Source organism: Roseimarinus sediminis (genome assembly GCF_050433125.1).
Classification (GTDB): Bacteria; Bacteroidota; Bacteroidia; order Bacteroidales; family Prolixibacteraceae; genus Roseimarinus; species Roseimarinus sediminis.
This window is the reverse complement of record NZ_JBNPXV010000025.1, coordinates 1-24053: the sequence shown is the minus strand read 5'-3', so window position 1 is coordinate 24053 and position 24053 is coordinate 1. Positions and strand designations below refer to the sequence as shown.

Annotated in this window: 20 protein-coding genes; 18 read left to right on the top strand and 2 right to left on the bottom strand. The window is 38.0% G+C overall.

Features of this window, described 5'->3' with window-relative positions; genetic code table 11:
- Positions 1-251 precede the first annotated feature (251 nt).
- Positions 252-527, bottom strand: a complete 276-nt coding sequence (locus FHS86_RS18685) for a hypothetical protein (RefSeq protein ID WP_429417460.1) — start codon at positions 525-527, stop codon at positions 252-254.
- Positions 528-542: 15 nt separating this feature from the next.
- Between FHS86_RS18685 and FHS86_RS18680 the strand changes: the two genes are divergently transcribed.
- From FHS86_RS18680 to FHS86_RS18595, 18 genes are all read left to right on the top strand, one after another.
- The gene (locus FHS86_RS18680; RefSeq protein ID WP_429417457.1) at positions 543-1295 is read left to right on the top strand and encodes a glycerophosphodiester phosphodiesterase family protein; all 753 of its coding nucleotides are present in this window, start codon (positions 543-545) and stop codon (positions 1293-1295) included.
- Positions 1292-2305: a PGAP1-like alpha/beta domain-containing protein gene (locus tag FHS86_RS18675; RefSeq protein ID WP_429417454.1), complete on the top strand. Its 1014-nt coding sequence runs from the start codon at positions 1292-1294 to the stop codon at positions 2303-2305. Before FHS86_RS18680 ends, FHS86_RS18675 begins: the two co-directional genes overlap by 4 nt.
- On the top strand, positions 2306-3871 hold the full coding sequence (locus FHS86_RS18670; protein ID WP_429417451.1) for a glycerol-3-phosphate dehydrogenase/oxidase: 1566 nt from the start codon (positions 2306-2308) through the stop codon (positions 3869-3871).
- A complete protein-coding gene (locus FHS86_RS18665; protein ID WP_429417448.1) occupies positions 3868-4731 on the top strand; it encodes a mechanosensitive ion channel family protein in 864 nt (287 codons plus the stop codon). Before FHS86_RS18670 ends, FHS86_RS18665 begins: the two co-directional genes overlap by 4 nt.
- 2 nt (positions 4732-4733) lie before the next feature.
- The gene (gene corA / locus FHS86_RS18660) at positions 4734-5795 is read left to right on the top strand and encodes a magnesium/cobalt transporter CorA (protein WP_429417446.1); all 1062 of its coding nucleotides are present in this window, start codon (positions 4734-4736) and stop codon (positions 5793-5795) included.
- Between the two features lie 2 nt (positions 5796-5797).
- Positions 5798-6820: a DUF21 domain-containing protein gene (locus tag FHS86_RS18655; RefSeq protein ID WP_429417444.1), complete on the top strand. Its 1023-nt coding sequence runs from the start codon at positions 5798-5800 to the stop codon at positions 6818-6820.
- Positions 6821-6845: 25 nt separating this feature from the next.
- The gene (locus FHS86_RS18650; RefSeq protein WP_429417442.1) at positions 6846-7022 is read left to right on the top strand and encodes a hypothetical protein; all 177 of its coding nucleotides are present in this window, start codon (positions 6846-6848) and stop codon (positions 7020-7022) included.
- Positions 7023-7141: 119 nt separating this feature from the next.
- On the top strand, positions 7142-7732 hold the full coding sequence (locus FHS86_RS18645; RefSeq protein ID WP_429417439.1) for a DUF502 domain-containing protein: 591 nt from the start codon (positions 7142-7144) through the stop codon (positions 7730-7732).
- A gap of 90 nt (positions 7733-7822) precedes the next feature.
- Positions 7823-10327: a glycogen/starch/alpha-glucan phosphorylase gene (locus FHS86_RS18640; RefSeq protein ID WP_429417436.1), complete on the top strand. Its 2505-nt coding sequence runs from the start codon at positions 7823-7825 to the stop codon at positions 10325-10327.
- 76 nt (positions 10328-10403) lie between these two features.
- Positions 10404-11798 (top strand): Si-specific NAD(P)(+) transhydrogenase, encoded by a 1395-nt coding sequence (gene sthA, locus FHS86_RS18635; RefSeq protein WP_429417433.1) that lies wholly within the window; start codon positions 10404-10406, stop codon positions 11796-11798.
- Positions 11799-12052: 254 nt separating this feature from the next.
- Positions 12053-13009 (top strand): calcium/sodium antiporter, encoded by a 957-nt coding sequence (locus tag FHS86_RS18630; RefSeq protein WP_429417430.1) that lies wholly within the window; start codon positions 12053-12055, stop codon positions 13007-13009.
- 1280 nt (positions 13010-14289) lie between these two features.
- Positions 14290-15759 (top strand): group II intron reverse transcriptase/maturase, encoded by a 1470-nt coding sequence (ltrA, locus tag FHS86_RS18625; RefSeq protein ID WP_429417427.1) that lies wholly within the window; start codon positions 14290-14292, stop codon positions 15757-15759.
- A gap of 404 nt (positions 15760-16163) precedes the next feature.
- Positions 16164-16676 (top strand): RNA polymerase sigma factor, encoded by a 513-nt coding sequence (locus FHS86_RS18620; RefSeq protein ID WP_429417424.1) that lies wholly within the window; start codon positions 16164-16166, stop codon positions 16674-16676.
- 1 nt (position 16677) lies between these two features.
- A complete protein-coding gene (locus tag FHS86_RS18615; protein WP_429417422.1) occupies positions 16678-16992 on the top strand; it encodes a hypothetical protein in 315 nt (104 codons plus the stop codon).
- 11 nt (positions 16993-17003) lie between these two features.
- The gene (locus tag FHS86_RS18610; protein ID WP_429417419.1) at positions 17004-17426 is read left to right on the top strand and encodes a hypothetical protein; all 423 of its coding nucleotides are present in this window, start codon (positions 17004-17006) and stop codon (positions 17424-17426) included.
- Between the two features lie 30 nt (positions 17427-17456).
- Positions 17457-19289: a hypothetical protein gene (locus FHS86_RS18605; protein ID WP_429417416.1), complete on the top strand. Its 1833-nt coding sequence runs from the start codon at positions 17457-17459 to the stop codon at positions 19287-19289.
- 18 nt (positions 19290-19307) lie between these two features.
- Complete coding sequence (locus tag FHS86_RS18600) at positions 19308-21761, top strand: SMP-30/gluconolactonase/LRE family protein (protein WP_429417413.1); 2454 nt, start codon at positions 19308-19310, stop codon at positions 21759-21761.
- Position 21762: 1 nt separating this feature from the next.
- Positions 21763-23445: a T9SS type A sorting domain-containing protein gene (locus FHS86_RS18595; protein ID WP_429417410.1), complete on the top strand. Its 1683-nt coding sequence runs from the start codon at positions 21763-21765 to the stop codon at positions 23443-23445.
- A gap of 422 nt (positions 23446-23867) precedes the next feature.
- Here FHS86_RS18595 and FHS86_RS18590 read toward each other — a convergent pair.
- Positions 23868-24053: hypothetical protein (locus tag FHS86_RS18590; RefSeq protein ID WP_429417407.1), on the bottom strand; the 186-nt coding region annotated here is incomplete at its 5' end.

Sequence of the window (24053 nt, the reverse complement as noted above, 5' to 3'; positions counted from 1 at the left end):
GCAAAGGACGAAAAGCCCATAAAGCGCTTCGCCAGCGCCCTTTCGAGAGTCTTGTCAAGTACAAACACTTGCTGGACATTGAAAAATATGCGAGCTTGAAATACCATGCGAAAGCTACAGGAAGAACTCTATCGGTAAGCCGTATGAGCGAATAGTTCACGTACGGTTTGATGCAGGGGGTACTGATAGTTTATCCAGAATGCGTACATTTATAAGTGCAAATTTTGAATGAGCTATCAGGCTCTACTCTACTAAGCAAGTGTGAGAAACCAACTCGACACATTGATACGATAAAAGAAAATTGAAATAATTACAAAAAACGGATTGATTATTATAGTGCTCCGTTCATAAGGCGGTGCAGTTTGTTGGGATTTATTTTGTTTTTTCTTCTCCCGCACATAGAAAAAAGAAACTCCTGCCCCCAAAAAAACACATTTGCAAATCGCTGTAAGCCAGCCCTGCAAACCAAAGTTTGCAAAAGAGTTGTTTTCTTGCTTCCCCACCTGTAAAAAAAATGTAATTTGCATCTCAAATTTAGTATTATGAAAATTATCGCACACAGAGGAGAATCGTTAGATGCACCGGAAAATTCGCTTTCATCCATTAACATGGCCTGGGAAAGAGGTGCTAAAGCAGTTGAAATAGATATCCATCTTTCAGCAGATAGCGAAGTTGTAGTTATTCACGATAAACATACCGGACGGGTTGGAGATAAGAAATTCCATGTAAAAAAATCACGTTTGTCAGAACTAAGGTCTGTTGATATTGGCAGGAAAAAGTCTAATAAATTCATTGATGAGAGAGTACCTACTTTGATAGAGGTTTTAAAAACTGTTCCTTCTGAAGCCCAAATTATTATTGAAATAAAATGTAGTAAAGAAATAATAAGTCCATTAATTCAGATATTAAAAACATCAACCCTAAGCAATAATCAAATAGAAATAATCGCCTTTAATTTTGAGGTTATTACTGAAATTAAAAAACAAGCTTCTGAATATAAAGCATTATGGTTGCTGGATTTAGATTATTATCTGCCGTATTGGTTGATTCGGGTAAACCCAGATAAAATTATCAAAAAGGTAAAACATAGTAACCTCGATGGTATTAATGTTTGGGCTGGTAAAGTAATAAACCATACATTTGTAAAAGCCTTTAAAGATGTAGGCTTGCTTGTTTACGTTTGGACTGTTAATGACCTGAATATTGCGCAAAAGATGATTAATTATGGAGTAGATGCGATTACGACAGACCGGGCAGAATGGTTAACAAAACAATTAGTAGGTACAAAACAATGAAAAAAGTAATTATTGGCATTCATGGCCTTGGAAACAAACCACCTAAATATTTACTGGAAAAATGGTGGAAAGATTCGATTAAAGAAGGTTTTAACAAAAACGGATTTAAAAATGAATTGGTTGATTTTGAATTAGTTTACTGGGCAGATATTCTTTATGAGAAACCACTTGATAAATGGGAAAAGGATAAGGACAGCCCGTATTTCCTTGATGAACCTTACAAAAAGTCTCCTAAAAAAATTGTATCGGGAGACAGTTCCTTCAAGCAAGGTTTAATTGATTTTATCTCATCGCAGCTTAATAAAATATTCTTAAATGCAGATAAAACATTGAATTATAGTTTTATTACCGACTTTATCCTTGAAAAATATTTTAAGGATTTGAATACGTATTACATTGAGGAATGCAAAGATCAATTTGATAAAACATGTAAAGCAAAACACTTAATTAGAAAGCGTATAATTGAAGTGATAAATAAATATAAGGGTTATGAAATACTAATAATTGCTCATTCAATGGGGTCAATTGTCGCCTTTGATGTTTTAACATTTCTACTGCCAGAAACAAATATTCACACGCTTGTCACCATTGGCTCTCCTTTGGGATTACCTGTTGTAGTGAGTAAAATTGCTGCTGAACACAAAAAAAATCCAAATGGTCATAAATATATGGCAACACCTCCGGGAGTAGGCACTAATTGGTTTAACCTCGCTGACATTAGCGACAAGGTTGCCTTAAATTACAAATTGAATGATGATTTTAGTCCAAATGAAAAAGAAGTTTCTCCTTTTGATTTTTTAGTGGTTAATGATTATGAAATTAACAAACAAAAAAACCCTCATAAATCATTTGGATACCTGCGAACTCCTGAATTGTCAAAAATTTTGAATGAGTTTATCAATACGAAAAAGAAAAATTTCGCAAATAAAGTAGCAGACAAATTAGAGCAATTTATTCAAGATATTAAGGTGCAAGCCGAATTTGTTAAAGACCGATTAAATATAAATTAGATGGATAGAAATAAAATACTGTCTGAAATTGCAGACAATTCAATTATTTGGGATATAGTTATCATTGGTGGTGGTGCAACAGGTTTAGGAACAGCAGTAGATGCAGCATCACGTGGATACAAGGCCTTATTGGTCGAACAAGCCGATTTTGGGAAAGGCACATCGAGCAGAAGCACTAAGTTGGCGCATGGAGGGGTTAGATATTTACAGCAAGGAAATATTTCCTTGGTACTGGAGGCTTTGAAAGAACGTGGCATAATGAAGCAAAATGCTCCTCATTTGGTCAGTGATTTAGAATTTGTAGTACCTACTTATGACTGGTGGGAAGGGCCTTTTTACGGAATAGGTTTAAAGCTCTACGATATGCTTGCCGGGAAATTAGGACTTGGCGATTCAAAGTTTTTATCAAAAGAAGAAACGATTAGTAAAATACCGACCATTGAAACTGATGGACTTCGAGGAGGGGTTATTTATCATGATGGGCAATTTGATGATGCCAGATTACTCATAAACCTTGCACAAACAGCATACGAACAAGGGGCTTCCTTAGCAAACTATGTTAAAGCTATATCTATCCGAAAGAATAATGAAATAATTGACGGTGTAATAGTTGAAGACCAGGAATCTGGAAAGCAATACCCTATAAAATCTAAAGTAGTGATTAATGCTACCGGAGTATTTACCGATGCCATAAGAAAAATGGACAATACAAACGCTTCCCCAATAATGACAAGCAGTCAGGGCGTTCATATTGTATTGGATAAAAAGTTTTTACCCGGCGATAGTGCCATAATGGTTCCTCAAACTGATGATGGCAGGGTTTTATTTGCTGTACCATGGTACAATAAAATTATTGTAGGAACAACAGATACTCCGGTAAACGATTTCACATTAGAACCAATTGCACTTGATGAAGAAATTGAGTTTTTGATTACACATGCTGCCCGCTATTTATTAAACGACCCTACCTACGATGATATTAAAAGTATTTTTGTTGGACTACGCCCATTAGTAATGGAGGAAGATAGCAAAAACACCGCTGCAATATCACGAGAACACACCATTAACATTTCTCGAAGTGGTTTGTTATCCATTGCCGGAGGAAAATGGACAACCTACCGAAAAATGGCAGAAGATGTATTAGAGCAAGCAATGTTAGTCGGGAATTTAGAATATAAACAGTGTGTTACTGAACGCTTGCAAATTTACGGCTACCATGAGCATTCAGATATTTTTGGAGACATAAAACAATATGGTTCGGCAGCTCCTGAACTTACACAATTGCTTAATGAAAAAACAAATTATAAAAACAGGCTTCATCCTGAATATACACATGTTGAAGGGGAAGTTGTTTGGGCAGTAAGAAATGAAATGGCACGGAGTGTTGAAGATTTTCTGGCACGAAGAACAAGGTTATTGTTTTTAGATGTTGAAGCATCCCTTTCATTAGCACCAAAAGTAGCCAACTTAATGGCTCTGGAATTAGGATGCAATAAAGAGTGGGAAAAATTACAAGTAGATAATTTCAATATCCTGGCTAACAATTATAAAACAAAAAAATTATGATGGAGATAAATAACATTTTCGAGAAAACTATAGCCTTTCTCCCTAAAATAGGCTTAGGTATTATTGTTTTATCACTTTTTGTTTTATTGTCATGGTTAATTAAAAGTATCATTACAAAGCGTATAAAGCCTAAAACCAAAAATCCTTTATTGGCTGTCTTTTTAGGAAAGTTAGTCGCATTTGCTATTACAATTACAGGATTCGTGTTTTTTTTAAACGTTATAGGTTTGGGTGGAATAGCCAAACATATAATGGCAGGAGCCGGAATTACAACCTTCATTATTGGTTTTGCATTCAAAGATATAGGTGAAAACTTTCTTTCCGGGATACTTATGGCTTTTAAAAGTCCATTTAAAATTGGCGACTTAATAGAAACTAATGGAACTGTTGGATATGTTAATGAATTAAATACACGTGACAGTGTTATAAAAACCCTTGACGGAATTGATGTTTACATACCTAATTCTCAACTGATTAAAGCTCCTTTATTCAATTATACCATTGATGGTTTTTTAAGATATGAAATCGCAATTGGATTGGATTATTCATCAGACATAAAAAAAATAAAGGAATTAATAATCAATGCCCTGCTGAATATACCGGAAGTATTGCAAGGCAATAAAAAACCAGTAGTCGTTATTGATGAATTAGCGGTAAGTACTGTCAATGTAAAGGTACTTTATTGGATTGATACCTTTAAGTCAAAATCAAGAGCCTTTCACTTACAAGTTAAAACTAAAGTAATGGAAAAGTTGCTTGACGAATTTAATGCTAATAATATTTATTTACCTGCCGACATAATTGAGGTGAAGAATTATAAGGAAAGTTTTTTTGGTACAAATGATTTAAAAAATAACTGATAATGGCAAGATTTTTAAAAAGCAGAGCAAAAGCAAAGGGTGCAGCACCCGGTAGCCTCATATTTATGGGTAAGCAAAAAATGGATGACACCAGAATTAGGTTAACAAAATATTCTAAAGAAACAAATGCTGAGACTGAGTTTGAATCCATTGATGAAGCCCTAAAAAGCATAAACAACACCCAGAATAATTGGCTTAATATCGATGGCTTGCATAATACGGAGTTGATAAAGCAAATTGGTGAACATTTTAAAATCTCACCATTGGCATTAGAGAATATTCTAAATACAGGGCAACGAGCAAAATTTTTTGAAGACAATAATTCTGTTACTCTTATAACAAAAGCTATTTATTATAATCAGGAAGAAAACAAAGTATCTGTTGAGCAAATTTCCTTTGTATTACTTGAAAATGTTTTAATTAGCTTTCAGGAAAGAACAGGTGACCATTTTGAACCTGTTCGTAATCGCATTCGAACTGCTTTTGGTAAAATTCGACAAAGGAAAACAGATTACCTGCTTTATGCCTTAACCGACAGTTTAGTAGATAACTACCTGATTAATCTTGAACAAATTGGCGTTAACATCGAAGCCTTAGAGGAGAAACTGGACAATCCTACAAAGGAGCTTAGCAAGATGTTATTTCGATACAAAACCGAAATTTCCTATTTCAGAAAATCAATAAAACCACTTAAAGAAGTTCTTACACGCTTATTAAGAGCTAAGTCTGAAATAATTAGCGAAGAACATTTGGTGTTTTATCAGGAATTATATGATATAGAAGAGCAAGCCATTGAAGCAGCCGACAGTTATTTTGGAATGACCAATGACTTGATTAATCTTTACAACACCAACCTCAGTAATAAGGTGAATGAAGTAATGAAAGTGTTAACTATTTTCGCTTCCATTTTTATACCATTAACTTTTATAGCAGGTATTTATGGGACTAACTTTGAATATGTGCCTGAATTACAATTTAAAAATGCATACTTTATCATGTGGGGTGTAATGGCTATGGTTGCTGGTGTAATGCTCTATTATTTCAAAAAACATAAATGGTTTTAGCTATGAACGAAATGTTTACTTGGTTGGGAATTTTGTTTTGTGTTACGCAATCAGCCATGTTTTCCGGCTTAAATTTAGCATTCTTCAGCTTTACAAGGTTAAGGCTCGAAATTGAAGCAGAAGGTTCTTCCTCAAAAGGAGCACAAAAGGTATTAAAAATGCGAAAAAACTCTAATTTTCTCCTTACTACCATTTTGTGGGGAAATGTTGGGATTAATGTATTGCTTACACTTCTATCTGATTCCGTAATGGCTGGAATTATATCCTTTTCTTTTTCAACAGTAATCATTACTCTTTTCGGAGAAATTATTCCACAGGCATATTTTTCCAGAAATTCCTTAAAAATGGCTTCTTTATTAGCCCCGGTATTACGCCTGTATCAGTTTATTCTTTTCCCGGTAGCCAAGCCAAGCGCGCTATTATTAGATGCATGGTTAGGAAAAGAATCTATTGAATATTTCAAAGAAAAAAAGATTAAACACTTCCTTAAAAAGCATGTTGATGGAGCTGATAGTGAGATTGACAGAACCGAAGGCATGGGAGCAATTAATTTTCTTTCGTTGGATGATATAGTTGTTAGTAAAGAAGGTGAACCATTGCACCCTAAAAGCATAATACCGATAAAGCATGTAAATGGTATGCCTGTTTTTCCAAAAATTACAAAACAAAATCACGATTTGTTTTTGCGCCAGATTAATGAATCACAAGAGAAATGGGTTGTTTTTGTTGACGAAAATCTCAACCCAACATATATCATGGATGCCGATGGTTTTTTACGTGCTGCCATGTTTGATGCAATACAACCAAATCCGCTGGAATTTATTCATAAGCCAATTATTATTGATGATAGCAACATGCAGCTGGGTGAAATAATCCATCTTTTAAATTATAATCCGCAAAACGAAGAGGATGACGTAATAGATAATGATGTAATTTTACTTTGGTCTGATGTAAAGCATGTGATTACCGGAGCCGATATTTTAGGACGATTACTTAGAGGAATTGTAAAAAAACAAACTACATAGTATTAATCATATAAAATTTAGGAATATGGCAACTAAAAAGACTTCATCAAAAAGTAAAACCGCGACAAAAAAAGAAATATCAGAAAATGATATTCGAAACAAAGCACAGGAAATATATGAAAACCGAATTGCGAAAGGCATTGCAGGAAATGAAATTTCTGACTGGGTTCAGGCAGAAAAAGAATTAGGTGTAAAGAAATAGTATTCAAATACCTCAAAATCTACTTCAATGAAACGAGCATGGTTTTGTCAAGCACAAACGCACATGACTACCCCTGCGAGATACATGAGTCAACTTAGTAAACAATTAAATTTAGACGAATGAAAAAGCTATTAAACTATTTGCTACAAGGTTTGCTTTATATTGCTCCTTTGGGAATAACTATTTACGTAATTTATTTGATTTTTAGTTTCACTGATAATTTATTAGATGATTACCTTATAAAAACAATAGGTATTGACATACCAGGTCTTGGTATTGTTGTTATTGTGGCCTTTCTCATAATAGTTGGTATTGTTGGGCAAAGCATAATTGCACGTCCAATTAAGAAACTATTTAAGAAGTTGTTAGAGAAAGTACCCTTGTTAAGGTTATTGTTTTCTGCAATGAATGATTTGTTTTCAGCATTTGTTGGGAAAGAAAAGAAGTTTAACAAGCCTGTTCTTGTATTGGTTAATCCTGTTTCAAATTTGGAGAAAATGGGATTTCTTACAGAAGAAGATTTGAGCAATTTGGGTGAAAATGAAAAGGTAGCTGTTTATTTTCCGCATTCCTACAATTTTTCAGGTGAAATGTTCATTGTTCCCAAAGAACAGGTAAAACCATTAGATATTAATCCGGCAATAGCAATGAAGTTTATCGTGTCAGGAGGCGTGTCTAAGATTTATGAAGACATAAAAGAAGAGGCTTAGATTTTTTAAATCATAAAAAAGGAATTAAGAAAAGGATATAACCCACGAAAACTTAAACAACCATACAGGTAAAGTTAAAACTAAAGCATCATGGAAAAAAAAATCAGTACAAATAATAGTCCGGCATCTAAATTAAGTGCATGTGACCTTCGTTCCGGAATGGATAAAGATTGTTTAAAAGAGGCCATTATTGACCAATTGTATTATAAACAAGGACGAACCCCGGCTAATGCATCTATCAACGATGTTTATCTGGCTGTTTCTTATGCACTTCGAGACAGGTTGTTGCAACGAGGTTTAAAAACATTCGATGCAGTTTTGGCCGATAAAAAGGTTCGTATAGTTAGTTATCTCTCAGCTGAGTTTCTTATGGGACCGCAATTAGGAGCAAATTTAATCGATTTAACTATTTATGAAGAAATGGAACAAGCCGTAACCGAGCTTGGTTTTGACTTTAAAGCAATTACAGAACAAGAAGAAGAGCCGGGTTTGGGTAATGGCGGTTTGGGTAGGTTGGCTGCATGTTACATGGATTCTCTTGCATCGGTGGAAATTCCGGCAATTGGATATGGTATTCGTTATGAATTTGGCATATTCGACCAGGAAATTAAAGATGGTTGGCAGGTAGAAATTACCGACAAATGGCTACGCTATGGTAACCCTTGGGAAATTGCACGGCCTGAAAGTGCTGTAAATGTAAATTTTGGAGGTTATACTGAGTGGTATGAGGATGATAAAGGCAATAAACTCCGACGTTGGATTCCGGCATATATGGTGAAAGGAATTCCTTACGACACATCCGAAATGGGCTATGATGTTGACTCATGTAACTTCCTTCGCTTATGGAAATCGGAAGCTGTGGAATCCTTCGACTTTGCATCTTTTAATCATGGCGATTATTACAAAGCCGTAATGGAAAAGGTAGAATCGGAAAACATTAGTAAAGTTCTTTATCCTAATGATGAAATGGCTGTTGGTAAAGAATTGCGTTTAAAGCAGCAATATTTCTTTTCGTCCTGTTCTTTGCAAGATATGATGCGGATGCACTTGAGACACAATGGGCAACCTCATGAGTTTTATAAAAAATGGGCCATACAGCTTAACGATACGCACCCGGCTGTTTCGGTTGCTGAATTAATGAGGCTTTTGATAGACGAACATAAATTAGACTGGGAAACTGCTTGGGAAACTACTTGTAAAACATTTAGCTATACCAACCATACATTGTTGCCTGAGGCATTAGAAAAATGGCCACTCGAACTGTTTAAAAACCTATTGCCCCGTTTACTAGAAATAATTTATGAAATCAATCACAGATTTTTGGAGCAATTAAGGGCTCAATTCCCGGGAGATGTTGCTTTACTCTCACGAATGTCGATAATTGATGATTCGGGAAATTCTTCTATCAGAATGGCAAACCTGGCATGTGCCGGAAGTTATGCAATTAATGGCGTTGCAGCTTTACATACACAATTGCTAAAACAGAACGTTATGAAAGATTGGGTGGCTATTTACCCTAAACGTTTTCATAACGTTACCAACGGGGTAACTCCACGCCGTTTCGTGGTTTTAAGCAATCCCGGTTTGACTAAACTAATTACTAGTGCTATTGGTAATACCTGGCCTAAAAATTTAGATGAACTCCGACAACTTGAACCTTATGCCAATGATGCATCTTTCAAAGAACAATTTCGAAAAGTAAAACTGGAGAACAAACAGCTTCTTTCTTCAATAATAAATGAAAGAACAGGAATTCTTGTCAATCCGGCTTCAATGTTCGATATACAGGTAAAGCGCATTCATCAATATAAAAGGCAACATCTTAACGCTTTGCATATTCTAACCCTATACTTACGTATCAAACAAAACCCTTCCATTGAAATTGAACCTCGAACATTTATTTTTGGAGGGAAAGCAGCCCCGGGGTATTTCATGGCTAAACTTATGATTAAACTGATAACCTCAATAGGTGATTTGGTTAATAACGACTCCGATGTTCGTGACCGTTTGAAAGTAGTTTTCTTCCCTGATTTTAATGTTAAAAATGCGCAACACATCTATCCGGCAGCCGATTTGTCGGAACAGATTTCTACTGCAGGCAAAGAAGCCAGTGGAACTGGAAATATGAAATTTTCAATGAACGGGGCACTGACTATTGGTACGCTTGATGGTGCTAATATTGAGATTAGAGAAGAGGTAGGCGAAGAAAATTTCTTTTTGTTTGGACTAACAGCAGAGCAGGTTGAAGAAACTAAGCATAATGGATACAACCCTAGGTTTATCTATGAAAATAACCAAGAACTCAAACTGGCAATAGACCTCATTAATTCAGGACTTTTGTCCGGCGGTGATAAAAACTTATTTAAGCCCATCACTGAACATTTATTAAAGTACGACCCTTACATGCTGTTTGCCGATTATTCATTGTATTTATCTTGTCAGGAATTGGTTTCTAAAACATGGCACAATACAAACGAATGGGATAAAATGGCCATTTTAAATGTTGCAAGAATGGGGAAATTTTCTTCAGATAGGTCTATTAGAGACTATTGTGAAAAAATTTGGAAAGTTAAACCCTATAGAATAAAGGGATAAAAAACAAGATAAAAAAAAGCGATTTGAGTAGCTTTTTTCAAAATTGATAGCTTAAAACTTGGATAAAAAATATTGTATGAGTGATTTAAGTAAGGATAATTTTGATTTAATCGTAATTGGTTCAGGTCCAGCTGGTCAAAAAGGAGCAATAGCGGCTTCAAAATTAGGTAAAAAAGTAGCTGTAATCGATCAAAAATACATGATTGGAGGAGTGTCATTGCATCGAGGTACAATTCCAAGTAAGACCCTTAGAGAAGTAATTGTATACCTTTCGGGCATCCGCCAGCGAAGTTTTTATGGTAAGGATTATAGCATTAAAGAAAATATTAGTGGAGAAGATTTAGATGCTCGAATTAAAATTGTTGAAAAAAGGGAAATGGCTGTTGTTAATGATCAACTTAAACGGAATGGCATTCAACTTTTTTATGGAATGGCCAGGTTTATCGATCAGTACACCGTTGAAGTTGATGCAGATGATGGTGATTTCCAACTAAAAGCCGATCATTTTTTAATTGCTTGTGGAACCCGACCTGCCGATAATCCTAAAATCCACTTTGATGGTGAAAAAATTATTAATGTTGATCAGATTCTCAACCTTAAAGTTATGCCAAGCAGGATGATAATAATTGGTGCCGGTGTTATTGGTTTAGAATATGCTTCGATGTTTTCAGCAATGGATGTTGAAGTAACTTTAATTGAGCAGAGGCCTGAGATGTTAACTTTTGTTGATGACGAAATTATAGATCGTTTAAGTTACCACCTTCGAAACCAGAATACGATTTTTAGATTGAACGAAACACTGAAAAATGTAACAAAAAATGCTGCTGGAACTGTGGTGGCTGAGTTGGAAAGTGGCAAAACAGTGAAAGCTGAAACTTTTGTTTATGCGGTGGGCAGGCAAGCAAACTCAGACCTACTCAATTTAGACGCTTTGGGCCTTGATGTAGATGAAAGAGGAAGAATAGGTGTTAACGACCAATTTCAAACCAAGCTTTCTCATATTTACGCAGCCGGCGATGTGATTGGTTTTCCGGCCTTGGCAGCAACATCAATGGAGCAAGGGCGAATGGCGGCCTGCAACATGTTTGGAGTCCCTAAAAGTTATAAACCCGAACTATTGCCTTACGGAATCTATACCATACCTGAAATATCGATGATTGGTAAAACCGAGAAGGAATTAACAGCTGCAAAAATACCTTACGAAATAGGAATTTCTCGTTTCGTTGAATTAGCTCGTGGGGCTATAATGGGGCTTGAAATAGGTATGCTAAAGCTATTATTTGACCCTAAAACATTAAAACTACATGGCGTTCATATTATTGGCGAGACTGCTACCGAATTAATTCATATTGGTCAAGCAGTTATTAGTTTTGGCGGAACCATAGAATATTTTCGTGATACTGTTTTTAATTATCCAACCCTGGCTGAAGCATACAAAGTTGCTGCCTTAGATGGATTGAATAAACTGTAACTAAAACTGAATTGAATGTACGCAACATAAATTATCAAGAATAAAAATAATAGTCATTAAAAAGAAAAAACCACATCACAATAAAGTAAACAGGTTGGTATTTCATATTTGGTCGGAAGGAGGAGCGCCAATAGAAGCTACTTACAAACAGTAATTAATTTAAGCTTCTAAATAATTAATTCTTCTTTTGCCGACTGGATGATTTCTTTAAACTATGAAAGAAGTTAAATGATAAATCTATAAAATAGCAAAATATGTTAATTCCTCTTTTATTAGTAATTCTTGGTTTTGCATGCCTTATATTTGGTGCAAATTGGCTTGTTGATGGAGCATCGGCTTTAGCAAAAAAATATAAAATTTCAGACTTGGCAATTGGTTTAACCATTGTAGCTTTTGGTACATCAGCCCCTGAATTGGTCGTAAACATTATTGGCTCTGTAAATGGGTATTCTGATATTGTTTTGGGTAATGTAATAGGTAGTAACAATTTTAACTTATTTATAATACTCGGTATTTCAGGCTTAATATTTCCTATAGCTGTTCAGTCATCTACTGCATGGAAAGAAATTCCTATTTCATTATTTATAACAGCATTAATTTTGCTCTTGGTTAATGATTTTGTCTTTTCAGGAACCAGCATTTTAGGAAGAATAGATAGCATAATACTTCTGATTTTGTTTGGAATGTTTTTGTTTTATGTATTTAAACAAATGAAACAAGATACTTCTGCCCAAACAGAAACAGTTCAAAAATCGAATGTGAAAATATGGGGATTAATAATTATTGGATTAACGGGGTTAATTGCCGGAGGCCAGTTTGTTGTTACCAATAGCGTAAAAATTGCCAGTAGTTTGGGCGTTAGTGAAAAAATAATTGGACTAACCATTATAGCAGCAGGTACATCGCTGCCTGAACTGGTTACCTCAATTATTGCTGCTACAAAAAGGAATGCCGATATCGCTATCGGCAATGTTATTGGCTCAAATATTTTTAATTTGCTGTTAATTTTGGCAATAAGTGGCATAATAAAACCAATTGAATATAATCCAAAATTTAATATTGACTTGTTTATTCTATTAGGCGGTACTGTTTTTCTATTCACTTCAATGTTAACCGGAACAAGAAAAAAACTTGACCGATGGGAAGCTTTATTACTATTTCTATTCTATTTATGTTTTATGATATATTTGGTTGGTAAAGAATTAAATTAAGGTTGGAATTGTTTTGTTGACTCAGTAGCTAGTTTAACTATACGCAATAAATCAAGGATGCGCTTATAAAGTCTTATGACATATCTTTTTTTTGGTTGTCTTTTTATTGAATTTACCTTTTGCATTTGGATATTAAATAGAAATGCTTGCCCACATTGTAAGCACATTAGCAAGCCCCTGCAAGCCCTCACGCAACCAATTTTTGTATTAAGTGAGAGTAAAATGAACTTGTTCAAGTTTTACCGAGCGATGCAAAAATGAGCAAAGCTAAATACTTGCCAAAAAGCTTACAATTCCCCTTCACACTTGCCGCTATTGCGGCATTGGGGTTGTCAAACACACAAATAAATTTTGTACTTTGTAGCGTACAAACTAAAAGGATTGATAACGAAAATTAGTGGAAGATATGAAAATGAAAACCTTTGAAAAAGACCAAACCCAGTTGCTAACATTTTGTTTATTGCATTGTGGTTCAGGCGGTTTGCTAACTTTAGTTATTCGTACTACATTTAGTGGTGCGCTGACAGGAAATCACTCGCAATCCACAACGACAACAAACAATTTTCCGTTAGCAACCAGGTAAACGCAATAAAATTAAGACCTACAAGACTTGATAATTTCCACCTGATTTTCACTCAAAAAAACAGACAGACAACCTTTGATGAAACGATACTGCAAACTTGATAGAATTTATTTTTCCCCTCGCGCTTTTGCCCTTATGGGCAAATATGAGTGCGACACGAGGCTGTCCAAATAACTATTAAACGTTCTTATTTTTTTTAGAGTGATTTAATCTCATGTTCCATCATGAGTAGCCTACCGGTACATGCGTCAATGGCAACGTTGGGGTGTGAAGCTGCCGGGAAAAGACTCCCCTAGGGATAACAACATTCTCAAAGGTGTCGGCTATGGTGGTATGGTGAAATTAACTGAACTGCCGTTGACGTACCGTCATGCGCGAAAATGTGAAAGTTGTTGATACACATTGGCCAAAATGGCAAGAAGACAAGATGCAAGTGCGTTTTACGCTTGCACATGGATGTAGCTCTTCCGGTATATAGGCAGCACCTAACCCATCTCGTTAGTTGGACGGAACGTGGTAAGCCTGGTCAGCTCCTTCGTTGCAGAAGGTAGGTTCCCCGTAAGGAGAACACAATGCAGGGCAGGTATGGGAGGATGGAGAAAGCAAATGCCCTTTTGTAATTGATTGGGATATGCCCACTTCCATCTGGTTCTCTTTTGCAAAAACATTGTAGTAAAACTTTAATTCAGGAAAGCAAATGAAGTCTGATCAAAAAGATTGTGCACCAGAAACTAAACTGAAGAACTGGAATTCCATCGACTGGAAAAAGGTTCTGAAGTCGGTAAAGTCATTACAATTACGTATTGCAAAGGCAACAAGGGAAGGAAAACATAATAAAGCCAAAGCTTTACAATGGATTCTAACCCACTCGTTTTATGCCAAACTTTTGGCGGTAAAACGGGTTACAGAAAATTCAGGAAAACGACCCCCGGGGGTTGACGGCATCCGCTGGAAAAACCCTACTCAAAAATTCAGCGCAGCCAAATCTTTAGTCAGGAAGGACTACAAAGCATTGCCGCTACGCCGTCTTTACATTCTCAAAAAGAACGGAAAGAAAAGACCGCTGGGAATACCCACTATGAAAGACCGGGCATTTCAGGCTTTACACCTTCTCGCGCTTGAACCAATAGCTGAAACTTTGGCCGACAAAGCCTCGTACGGCTTTCGCCAAAAACGGAGCTGTCACGATGCCATTGAAAGGTGTTACATACACCTTTCTAGAAATGACAGTGCTACATGGGTATTGGAAGGAGACATCAAAGGCTGTTTTGACAACATCAACCATCAGTGGTTATTGCAAAACATACCGATGGACAAAAAGGTACTGCAACAATGGCTAAAGGCTGGATTTATGGAAAACAAACAATTATATCCAACATCTCAGGGAACTCCACAAGGAGGGATCATCTCTCCTACTCTGGCAAACATGACCTTGGACGGGCTCGAAGCGGCTATCGACAAAGCCTTCAATATTAAAATAAGGACTGATGGCTGCAGAAGGAACAATCCTCACAAAATCCACCTTGTAAGGTATGCAGATGATTTTATCGTTACTGCATCAAACAAGGATATACTGGAAAATAAGGTCAAACCCCTCATCGAAGATTTTCTCAATCGAAGAGGCTTGCAATTATCGCCAGAGAAAACTAAAATCACCCACATAGCCGATGGATTCAACTTCCTTGGACAAAACATAAGAATGTACCCGAAAGGTAAACTTCTTATACGGCCTACAAAAGATGCAATCAAATCGGTGAAACAAAAGCTGAAAGATATTATTGTAAAACACAGGGGTTCAAATGCAGCAGTTTTAATCAAGAACCTAAACCCGGTAATTACCGGATGGGCTAATTACCACAGGCACGCCTGTTCTAAGAAAACATTTTATCTATTAGACCGGATCTTGTGGCGGAACATCTGGAACTGGGCTAGGCGTAGGCATAACAACCTCAGTTATCGAAAGATTGTTTCCCTCATCTTCATGAGTATGGGCAATCGAAACTGGCAGTTCTTTGGCAAGTTCGATGATGGCAAAACCATTTTGCTTCGTATGTTCGGAAACTTCAAAATAATACGACATAAACTCATTAAAGGAAACGCTAACCCTTTCGACATAGCGTGGGACGTTTACTTCGCAAACAGGGGAAGATATAAATATGTTAACTGAATATTTTTGTATATTGTCGGGTGGCTTAATCCGCCTTTAGAGAGCTTGAGCCGTATGATGGGAAACTATCAAGTACGGTTCTTAGGGGACAAAGGCGGGGTAACCCGCCTGAGTTACCCGACAATATTCATGAGCACGTTTTATTTTAATTCTGCGAATAATTTGTGACTTGGATAATATTCCAAACCAATAGCCCACGCACAAACAACACATTCGCAAATTTCTTAACCCGACTCACAATCCAAATTTGCAAAAGAGCTGTTTTTGCCTTCCCGCCCCCATTAACTTCTTCAACTTTACTGAGAATATTTTTCAAAAATTCAATTATTGATTTTAACTTTTGGACATTAACCGGGTCTAGTATTCTGAATGAAGAAATAAAACAACCAAAAGATTGAGTTTGAATGATACGTAATAAACCAACTTCATATCACATAAATGAGCTGATTGAGACTTATGAAGAGGGGCTTTATTGGTATCTGCGAAAGATTATTATCAGTCACGATAACACAAAAGATGTATTGCAGGAAACCTTTGTAAGGGTATGGAAAAATTTAAGTTCATTCAAAGGCGAAGCAAAAATATCGACCTGGATTTACCGTATAGCCCACAACGAGGCAATCCGGTTTTTAGAAAAAGAAAAACGTCGATATGAAGAGTTAGGGATGACTATTGAAGAAGGTTTAAAAAACAAATTGCAGAGTGATGAATACGTTTCTGGAGACGATATACAAATGAAATTACAAATGGCCATATTGAAGCTGCCGGTTACCCAGCGAACTGTTTTTACCATGCGCTACTTCGATGAAATGAGCTATGACGACATTGCCGAAATTCTCGAAACCTCGGTGAACTCACTAAAAGTATCCTATCATCATGCAAAAAACAGAATTGAAGAAATTCTAAAAATGGAATAACATGGAAAAAGAACAAAAAATAAAACATCCTTTTCAGGTTCCCGAAAATTTCCATCGCGATTTCAAAATGGAAATGATTGAAGAAATTCAACACAAACAGCAAAAGTCGCTGATGAATTCCAAATTGAAGAAGATTTCATTGAATGTATTAAAATACGCTGCCATTGTGGTTGTTGCCTTTATAGTCGGCCGCTATACGGTACCAACAAAGACAGCAGAAAATGACAATACAAAACTTGAAGTCATCTATAATCAGGTGTCTGAAGACGACATCGTAGAATTTATTATTGACGATAATTTAATTTCAGAAATCTAAAAACAAGTAAAATGAAGGCAATATTCACAATTATACTTTTAGTAACTTGGGTTACGCTCTCCGCACAATCAGGATATCAGAATGTGGTTGAAAAGCGGATAGAATTTCTTTCATCGAAATTAACACTGACCCCGAATGAAGCCCAGCAATTCTGGCCGGTTTTCCGTGAATTTCATAAAGAAAGAGAACAGGCAACCAATAAACGCAAGAACATCGATGTTTCTACCCAGGGACTGAGCCAGGATGAATGCCGTTCGATAGTCGATGATTATATCGATGCCAAAGTTCAGCAAACAGCATTACTCGAGAAATACCACAAAAAATACCTTGCAATTCTTCCTCCCCAGAAGGTATTGGAGCTCTACAAATTCGATGAGGAATTTAATAAAGATCTGCTTAAACAAATCAAAGAAGCGGGGCATAATAAGAAATAGGACTGGTTTATATTTAAATAGTTGGGAAAGATGAAGAAGTTAATCAATTTATTAGGATTAGCCATGATGGCTATGTCTGCTTTTTCGCAGGATGTTATGGTGCAAATATGTGCTTTACAGGATACACAGGCAGTATCGGTCGATTCAATTGAGGTGTATAACGAAACGAACGGAAGCACGCTGCATTTAACTAATCTGGCGCAAACCAAAACCGTGTATAATGTCAATTTAACCAAAGGCATTGTTTCGGGGCAAACGCGTGCTAATTCCCTGTTTTTATCTACTCAGGGAAAAGTGAATCTGCGTTTTTCAAACGGTGAATATCAAATTGAAATGAGTGTTAGTTATCCACAGCAAATACGGGTGAATGCCTATGCAATGAGTGGAAGGTTACTTTCCAATCAACGGTTTAATGCGCAAACAGGTGAGAATGTTTTCACATTTTCAACAATTGGAAATCATCCATGCATTCTTCAGGTAATTTCTACAGAACTGCATCAGAATTTTAAAATTGGATTTTCGATTGCAGGCTTGTCCGAAGTGGTTTCAATAAACAGCAATTCGGAAAATATTCCCGAAAAAAGCGCAACAACATTTACTTATCATTCAGGCGACCGGGTTCATTTTTCCGTGAGCAAAAAAAATCTTCAGTCCCGAACATGGATGGGACAACCGGCTAATGGCGATGTGATTCGATTGGCAATTCCCAAAAACGACCGTAAGTTCGACATGGCGCAAACCTTATCGAACAGCGCCCAGGTAAATACGATCTCATATTCGGGAGTTGCCTTTTATACTGGTTGTTTTTACGCATCCACGTTTTACCCGCCGGGCAAGGTTGCCGACTATTTTGGATTTCAGTATTTCAGGGATAACGATCCCGATGAAGGCGGCCACAATACCGATTTCCTTACCAAGGCAGCCTACCACATGATTAACCTACTGGATGACTCGCAACTGGGTGTTTTGATCGATTTGGCGATACAACAAGACAGTTTGATTTCGGCGTATGCCTATGCCCGAATGCCTGTGATTAAAGCTTTCCACCGCTACCTCGACAGCGATATTCCTGCCGGAAAAACCCTGCTTAACAAAGAAGCGGTTGTAAATGCATCGCGGGAAATTTACCTGATAGACGGCGAGTTGAGTTATGGGCGGGCTAAAGCATTTAGCACCGTGATCAAATCACTCACTCAGGAGCAAAAAGATTATCTGTACGCTTTGAATGTTATTGGCATGCAATTGTGGGAGATGCCTGAAAAGCCAAAAGACAGGGGAATTCCCCGCGATCAGAACACCAACGTAATGACCAATGCCAGCGAAATGTTCAGTTGGTTTTTAGGCAGCCACGAAGCCGATACCTATTTCTGCCCCGAAAGACAAGGAACCTATTTTGGCGGCTTTTTCATGAAGGATGCTCCTGCAATGGGCAATGCAGGATATGCCATTGATATGGAAACTACCGCCGATAAAGGAAAATACATGCTGGCAAATATTCTGGATAATACACAGGCGCAAAAAATCAAAGGAATTTACACTACGGTACAGGGCGATTTAAATAACATTACAGCAACACGAGATGACATTGCCACTGAACTGCGGAAGTTCTGGGATCAGGATGAAATTGACAAACAAAAAATTCTTGATTTATCGGCTCAGTATGGAGCGTTCGATGGCAATTATATTTTCACCATGGCCGACCAGTTTGTTGAAGTAGCCCGAACACTTACCCAACAACAGAAGGATACGTTGATGTGGTTGCGCGAGTTGGACGATTTCCCATGCAAACCAGATACTGTTTTTTTGTATTCGAAAGAGATTCCCGAACCCGAAATAGTAAATACCGATAGCTTTTTTAAGTAACATTCAATCTTGGTATCAATGAAGAAGGTCATCTTTCATATCATTGTCCTGACGGGTATTTTCAACCATGCATTTGCAGGCATTTTCGACAATCTTGTTCCTGTTGAAATTGCAACAGGAATGCAATTTACAGAAGGTCCGACATGGCATCCCGATGGTTATGTGGTTTTCAGCGATGTTTCGGGCAATGTGATTTACAAATGGAGCGAAACCGGTGGACTAGATACTTTGGTTTACCCCGCAGAAAACTCCAATGGGATTGCTTGTGCTAAAACCAACGACTTTGTGGTGTGCCGGCACACTGCCCATGATATTGCCAGAATGGATGAACAGGGGAATCTTACATCCATCGTTTCTGCGTATTTGGGTAATCGGCTGAACAGTCCCAACGATGCAACCTTAAGTTATACCGGATCGATCTATTTTACCGATCCCGGTTATGGCGTATCGCCAGATAAAAAGGAACTGAGTTTTCAGGGATTGTACTGCATTCCTTACAATTCGAAAACCCCGGTGTTACTCGACAGTACATTGATTAGTCCAAACGGCTTAACCTTTGTTTCCGATTGGCGAACCTTGTATGTCAACGAAAGTTCAACCAACACTGTTTATAGCTATTTTTTGCGTGACGAAACCGTTATTAAAGACTTTTCGCAAGACAAGAAAGTATTTGTCAAGCTCGACGATGCAGGTGAAATTGATGGTTTAACAGCCGATGTTTACGGGAATTTGTTTGTGGCATTTGGCGATGGTGGCATCCGGGTATTCGATAAAGAGGCCAATCAAATTGGATCGGTTAACTTTCCGAAGAAGGTTAAAGTGCGCAACCTCTGCTTTGGCGGAAAGTATCAAAACTTACTGTTTGTTACTGCAGGTACTTCGTTGTATAAAATCGAAATTCGGTATTACAACGATTTAATTGCCCCGGGTTTATTGGGAATACCAACCGATCATTCCGTCGTTTTCAATGCCGTTTCAGATAAAGCAATATCAGCGTTCATTGCGTTTGGAACTTCGGAAAATGAATTGAATCAACAAACCGGCACTCTATCTTTTCAGGCTGGCGAACCCATTGAAATTACCATCGACGGATTAAAGGCAAATACGCCTTACTACTACCAATTGTACTACAAAAGGCCGGGCGACATCCATTTTACCGCATCAACAAAAGGAAATTTCATCACGCAACGCAGCAAAGGGGAAGGCTTTTCGTTTGCTGTGGAAGCCGATCCGCATCTTGATGAAAGCTCCAATTATGTAACTTTCCGGAACATGCTGCAAAATGCATCCAACCTGGAGCCCGATTTTTTAATCGATCTGGGAGATAATTTTCTGACCGAAAAATTTCCGATTGTTGATGAGTTTTACACTGAACAAAGGAATTTGTTGTACCGGCATTTTTGGGATAAGACCTGTCAATCGGTGCCCTTGTTTCTGGTAAACGGGAATCACGAAGGTGAATTACGCTGGCGCGATGAAATTTTCGACATGACCACCCTGATGCGAAAAAAGTATTATCCAACGCCCGTTCCAAACGATTTTTATACCGGAAGCGACAGCGTTGAAAGTGTTGGCCTGCGCGAGAATTATTATGCATGGAACTGGGGCGATGCCCTCTTTGTTGTGCTCGATGTATACGGCTACACCTATCAGCGAAGCAGCAATCCGTGGTGCTTCACGCTTGGGAAAAAACAGTACGACTGGTTTGCTCAAACGCTGAAGGAGAGCAACGCAAAATACAAATTCGTGTTTGCGCATCAGTTGGTTGGTGGCGATGATAGTGGCAGGGGTGGATCTGAATTTGCTGACTTCTATGAAATGGGTGGAAAAAATGCTGATGGCACTAATGGTTTTAGCACCAACCGTCCCGGATGGGAAAAACCCTTGCACCAGCTGATGGTTGAAAACGGGGTTCAGATCTATTTTCACGGGCACGACCATTTTTATGCCAAACAGGAAAAGGATGGCATTATTTACCAGGAAGTACCGCAACCATCCTTTCCAGGTTACACCTCGGTTAACGATGCCGAAATCTATGGTTACAAATCGGGTGTTATTCTGCCCAACTCAGGACATTTACAAGTGACCGTTGAAGGCGACAGCACAAGGGTGGATTACATTGGGGCTTACCACGTAGACAACGAAAAGAAGGGTTTGATAAATGGCCAGATCAGGCATACCTATTATGTGAAACCGAATGGCTCAAATGTAAGCACAGTTGTTAAACAGAATATTTCAGAAAAGTTTCAGGCATATGTTTCAAACAACAGCATCATTCTGAACGCTCCGTCAACAATGAATGCCATCATCTCGCTGATTGGCTCAGATGGCAAAAACATTGGAAAATTGTTCGATGGGGACCTAATACAAGGAAACAACAGGATGGCATTTGACCATAATCTGAAAAAAGGAATTTACCTTTTGGTGATACAATCCGGAAAAAAAAGAAATACGATTAAAATTGTGATTTAATATGATACGAAACGCACTTAGCATATGCCTGGTTCTGGTCTTCATGAATAACGTTGGAAAGGGACAAATAAATGAAATATTAGGCCGTCCAACCGACCATTCGGTAACGGTAAATGTAGTGTTTAACGATACGACCGAGTTTTTCTGCGAATATGCTCTGGCTGGTGATACAAAAATGAAGTACACCGATACCCTGTTCACATTTAGTAAAAGCGTTGGCGAAATTGTTATTGATGGGTTGAATAAAGATTCGGAATACATTTACCGGACGGCTTATCGAAAGGTTAACTCCGGAAGTTTTCAGTATGGCGAATATCACCGTTTTCATACCCAGCGAAGCCGGGAGAGTTCATTCACCTTTGTAATCGAAGCCGACCCGCATCCGTACGATAAAAAGTGTTACCATCCGCTTTGGAATATTGCATTGGACAACCAGTTGGCCGACAAGCCCGATTTCATGATTGATATGGGCGACACTTTTGGCGATGACCATAATCCATTCACCATTACACAGGAAGAAATTGACCAACTGCACCTCGATAACCGTGAATATTTTGGCAGGGTAGGCCACTCGGTTCCATTGTTTTTTTGTTTAGGCAATCACGAAGGTGAAAGTGGCTATTACCTGCTGCAAACGCCGCCAGAAAACCTTGGGGTATGGGGAACTTTGTCGCGAAAGCTGTATTACCCGAATCCTTTCCCCGATGATTTCTATACCGGCAATTCAAACCGGGAAGAATATGGAATCGATTATCCTGAAAATTATTATGCCTGGGAATGGGGTGATGCCCTGTTTATAGTACTCGATGCCTATCGTTACTATACGGTCAACGCAAAGCCACGAAACTGGGACTGGACCATTGGGAAAGATCAGTATGACTGGCTCAAACAAACACTGGAACAAAGCAATGCCAGTTTCAAGTTCGTTTTTATGCACCAGATTATGGGCGAAAACCGCGGCGGCGCTTTACTGGTGAAAGGCTATGAATGGGGTGGCTACGACAAAGACGGTACAAAATGGACGTTTACCGAAAACCGCCCGGGTTGGGAAATGCCCATTCATCAGTTAATGGTAAAAAACAAGGTGAACATTTTCTTCGAAGGACACAGCCATTTGTATGCACAGGAAGAGGTGGATGGTATAATTTATCAAACAGTGCCAATGCCCAGCGATTCGTCGTACCAATTGGGCGTTGTTGAGAATGCCGATGCGTACACCGGAACGATCTTAAAAGGATCGGGACACCTGCGGGTTGAGGTAACTACAGAGAAAGTTACCGTTGATTTTGTGAATGCAGTACTTCCCAAAGATGAATCAGCGGAAATGAAAAACGGCGACGTATCGTATTCCTATTCAATTGATAAAACCGGCTCTGTTTCATCGGCTTCAGAATTAAAAGAAATGAACGTCCATCCGGCATTGAAAATTTACCCGAATCCTTCACGAGAGCAAGTAACCATTTCGTTTTCGATGAAAAAGAAAGGCAATGCAACATTCCGGATCTATGATACTTCAGGTAAACTGATTGCCATGTGGGTTGAGAACAATTTAAAAACAGGCGACAACATGGTTGTTTGGGATCCCAAAAGAAAAAATGGCAAGGCCGTTAAACCCGGAACATACATCTGTTCTATTTCAATTGACAAAAAGCTCCTGACAGAGAAAATGGTTATTGTTCAATAAGCTTGAAATAAAAGCCGACACACAACATAAGCACATTGGCAAGCTCACAAGCCCACGCTTAATCCAAGCTTTCCAAAAAGCTTATGTTCTCCCCTCCTCTTTGCCGCTCATGGCGGCATTGGGGTTTACCAGCGCACAAATAAATTAGTTCTCCGTAACGGGCAGACAAAAGATTCGATACGAAAGATTCAGCAAGATATGAAACCGCAGTACGTTGAACGAAAACCAAACCCAGTTGCTAACATTTTATAAATTTAATTGTGGTTTTACTGCAAAATTTCAGCATCTTAGCTCGCACATGTTTTGTGCGTATGCGGACAGAGTAACAGCCCGTAATCCACAACTAAACTTATAATTTTCCGTTAGTACGCCGTGAAGCGTATTTACTTCAATGGGTGCAATTAGTTGGCGCTGATTTTTAATTAGCTGGCGCTGATTTTTAATTCCCATCTGTCGAATTGACTGTTCGGGCAGTAATGAAAAAGATTGTTTAAGTCGCGAGGCTTACTCAAAAGTTCTTTGGATTGAGTTACCAAGCCGCAATGCTTAAGGCGTGAACCCGTAGTAGCTTCGAAAAGTGTAAGATGTAGACTGGGGAGGATGTTGAC

Coding starts and splice junctions, on each gene's coding strand:
- FHS86_RS18680 (WP_429417457.1), top strand. CDS start 543: ATGAAAATTATCGCACACAGAGGAGAATCGTTAGATGCACCGGAAAAT.
- FHS86_RS18595 (WP_429417410.1), top strand. CDS start 21,763: ATGATACGAAACGCACTTAGCATATGCCTGGTTCTGGTCTTCATGAAT.
- FHS86_RS18640 (WP_429417436.1), top strand. CDS start 7,823: ATGGAAAAAAAAATCAGTACAAATAATAGTCCGGCATCTAAATTAAGT.
- FHS86_RS18600 (WP_429417413.1), top strand. CDS start 19,308: ATGAAGAAGGTCATCTTTCATATCATTGTCCTGACGGGTATTTTCAAC.
- FHS86_RS18670 (WP_429417451.1), top strand. CDS start 2,306: ATGGATAGAAATAAAATACTGTCTGAAATTGCAGACAATTCAATTATT.
- FHS86_RS18610 (WP_429417419.1), top strand. CDS start 17,004: ATGAAGGCAATATTCACAATTATACTTTTAGTAACTTGGGTTACGCTC.
- FHS86_RS18630 (WP_429417430.1), top strand. CDS start 12,053: ATGTTAATTCCTCTTTTATTAGTAATTCTTGGTTTTGCATGCCTTATA.
- FHS86_RS18665 (WP_429417448.1), top strand. CDS start 3,868: ATGATGGAGATAAATAACATTTTCGAGAAAACTATAGCCTTTCTCCCT.
- FHS86_RS18655 (WP_429417444.1), top strand. CDS start 5,798: ATGAACGAAATGTTTACTTGGTTGGGAATTTTGTTTTGTGTTACGCAA.
- FHS86_RS18650 (WP_429417442.1), top strand. CDS start 6,846: ATGGCAACTAAAAAGACTTCATCAAAAAGTAAAACCGCGACAAAAAAA.
- FHS86_RS18605 (WP_429417416.1), top strand. CDS start 17,457: ATGAAGAAGTTAATCAATTTATTAGGATTAGCCATGATGGCTATGTCT.
- FHS86_RS18615 (WP_429417422.1), top strand. CDS start 16,678: ATGGAAAAAGAACAAAAAATAAAACATCCTTTTCAGGTTCCCGAAAAT.
- ltrA (WP_429417427.1), top strand. CDS start 14,290: ATGAAGTCTGATCAAAAAGATTGTGCACCAGAAACTAAACTGAAGAAC.
- FHS86_RS18620 (WP_429417424.1), top strand. CDS start 16,164: ATGATACGTAATAAACCAACTTCATATCACATAAATGAGCTGATTGAG.
- FHS86_RS18645 (WP_429417439.1), top strand. CDS start 7,142: ATGAAAAAGCTATTAAACTATTTGCTACAAGGTTTGCTTTATATTGCT.
- FHS86_RS18685 (WP_429417460.1), bottom strand. CDS start 527: ATGCAAATTACATTTTTTTTACAGGTGGGGAAGCAAGAAAACAACTCT.
- sthA (WP_429417433.1), top strand. CDS start 10,404: ATGAGTGATTTAAGTAAGGATAATTTTGATTTAATCGTAATTGGTTCA.
- corA (WP_429417446.1), top strand. CDS start 4,734: ATGGCAAGATTTTTAAAAAGCAGAGCAAAAGCAAAGGGTGCAGCACCC.
- FHS86_RS18675 (WP_429417454.1), top strand. CDS start 1,292: ATGAAAAAAGTAATTATTGGCATTCATGGCCTTGGAAACAAACCACCT.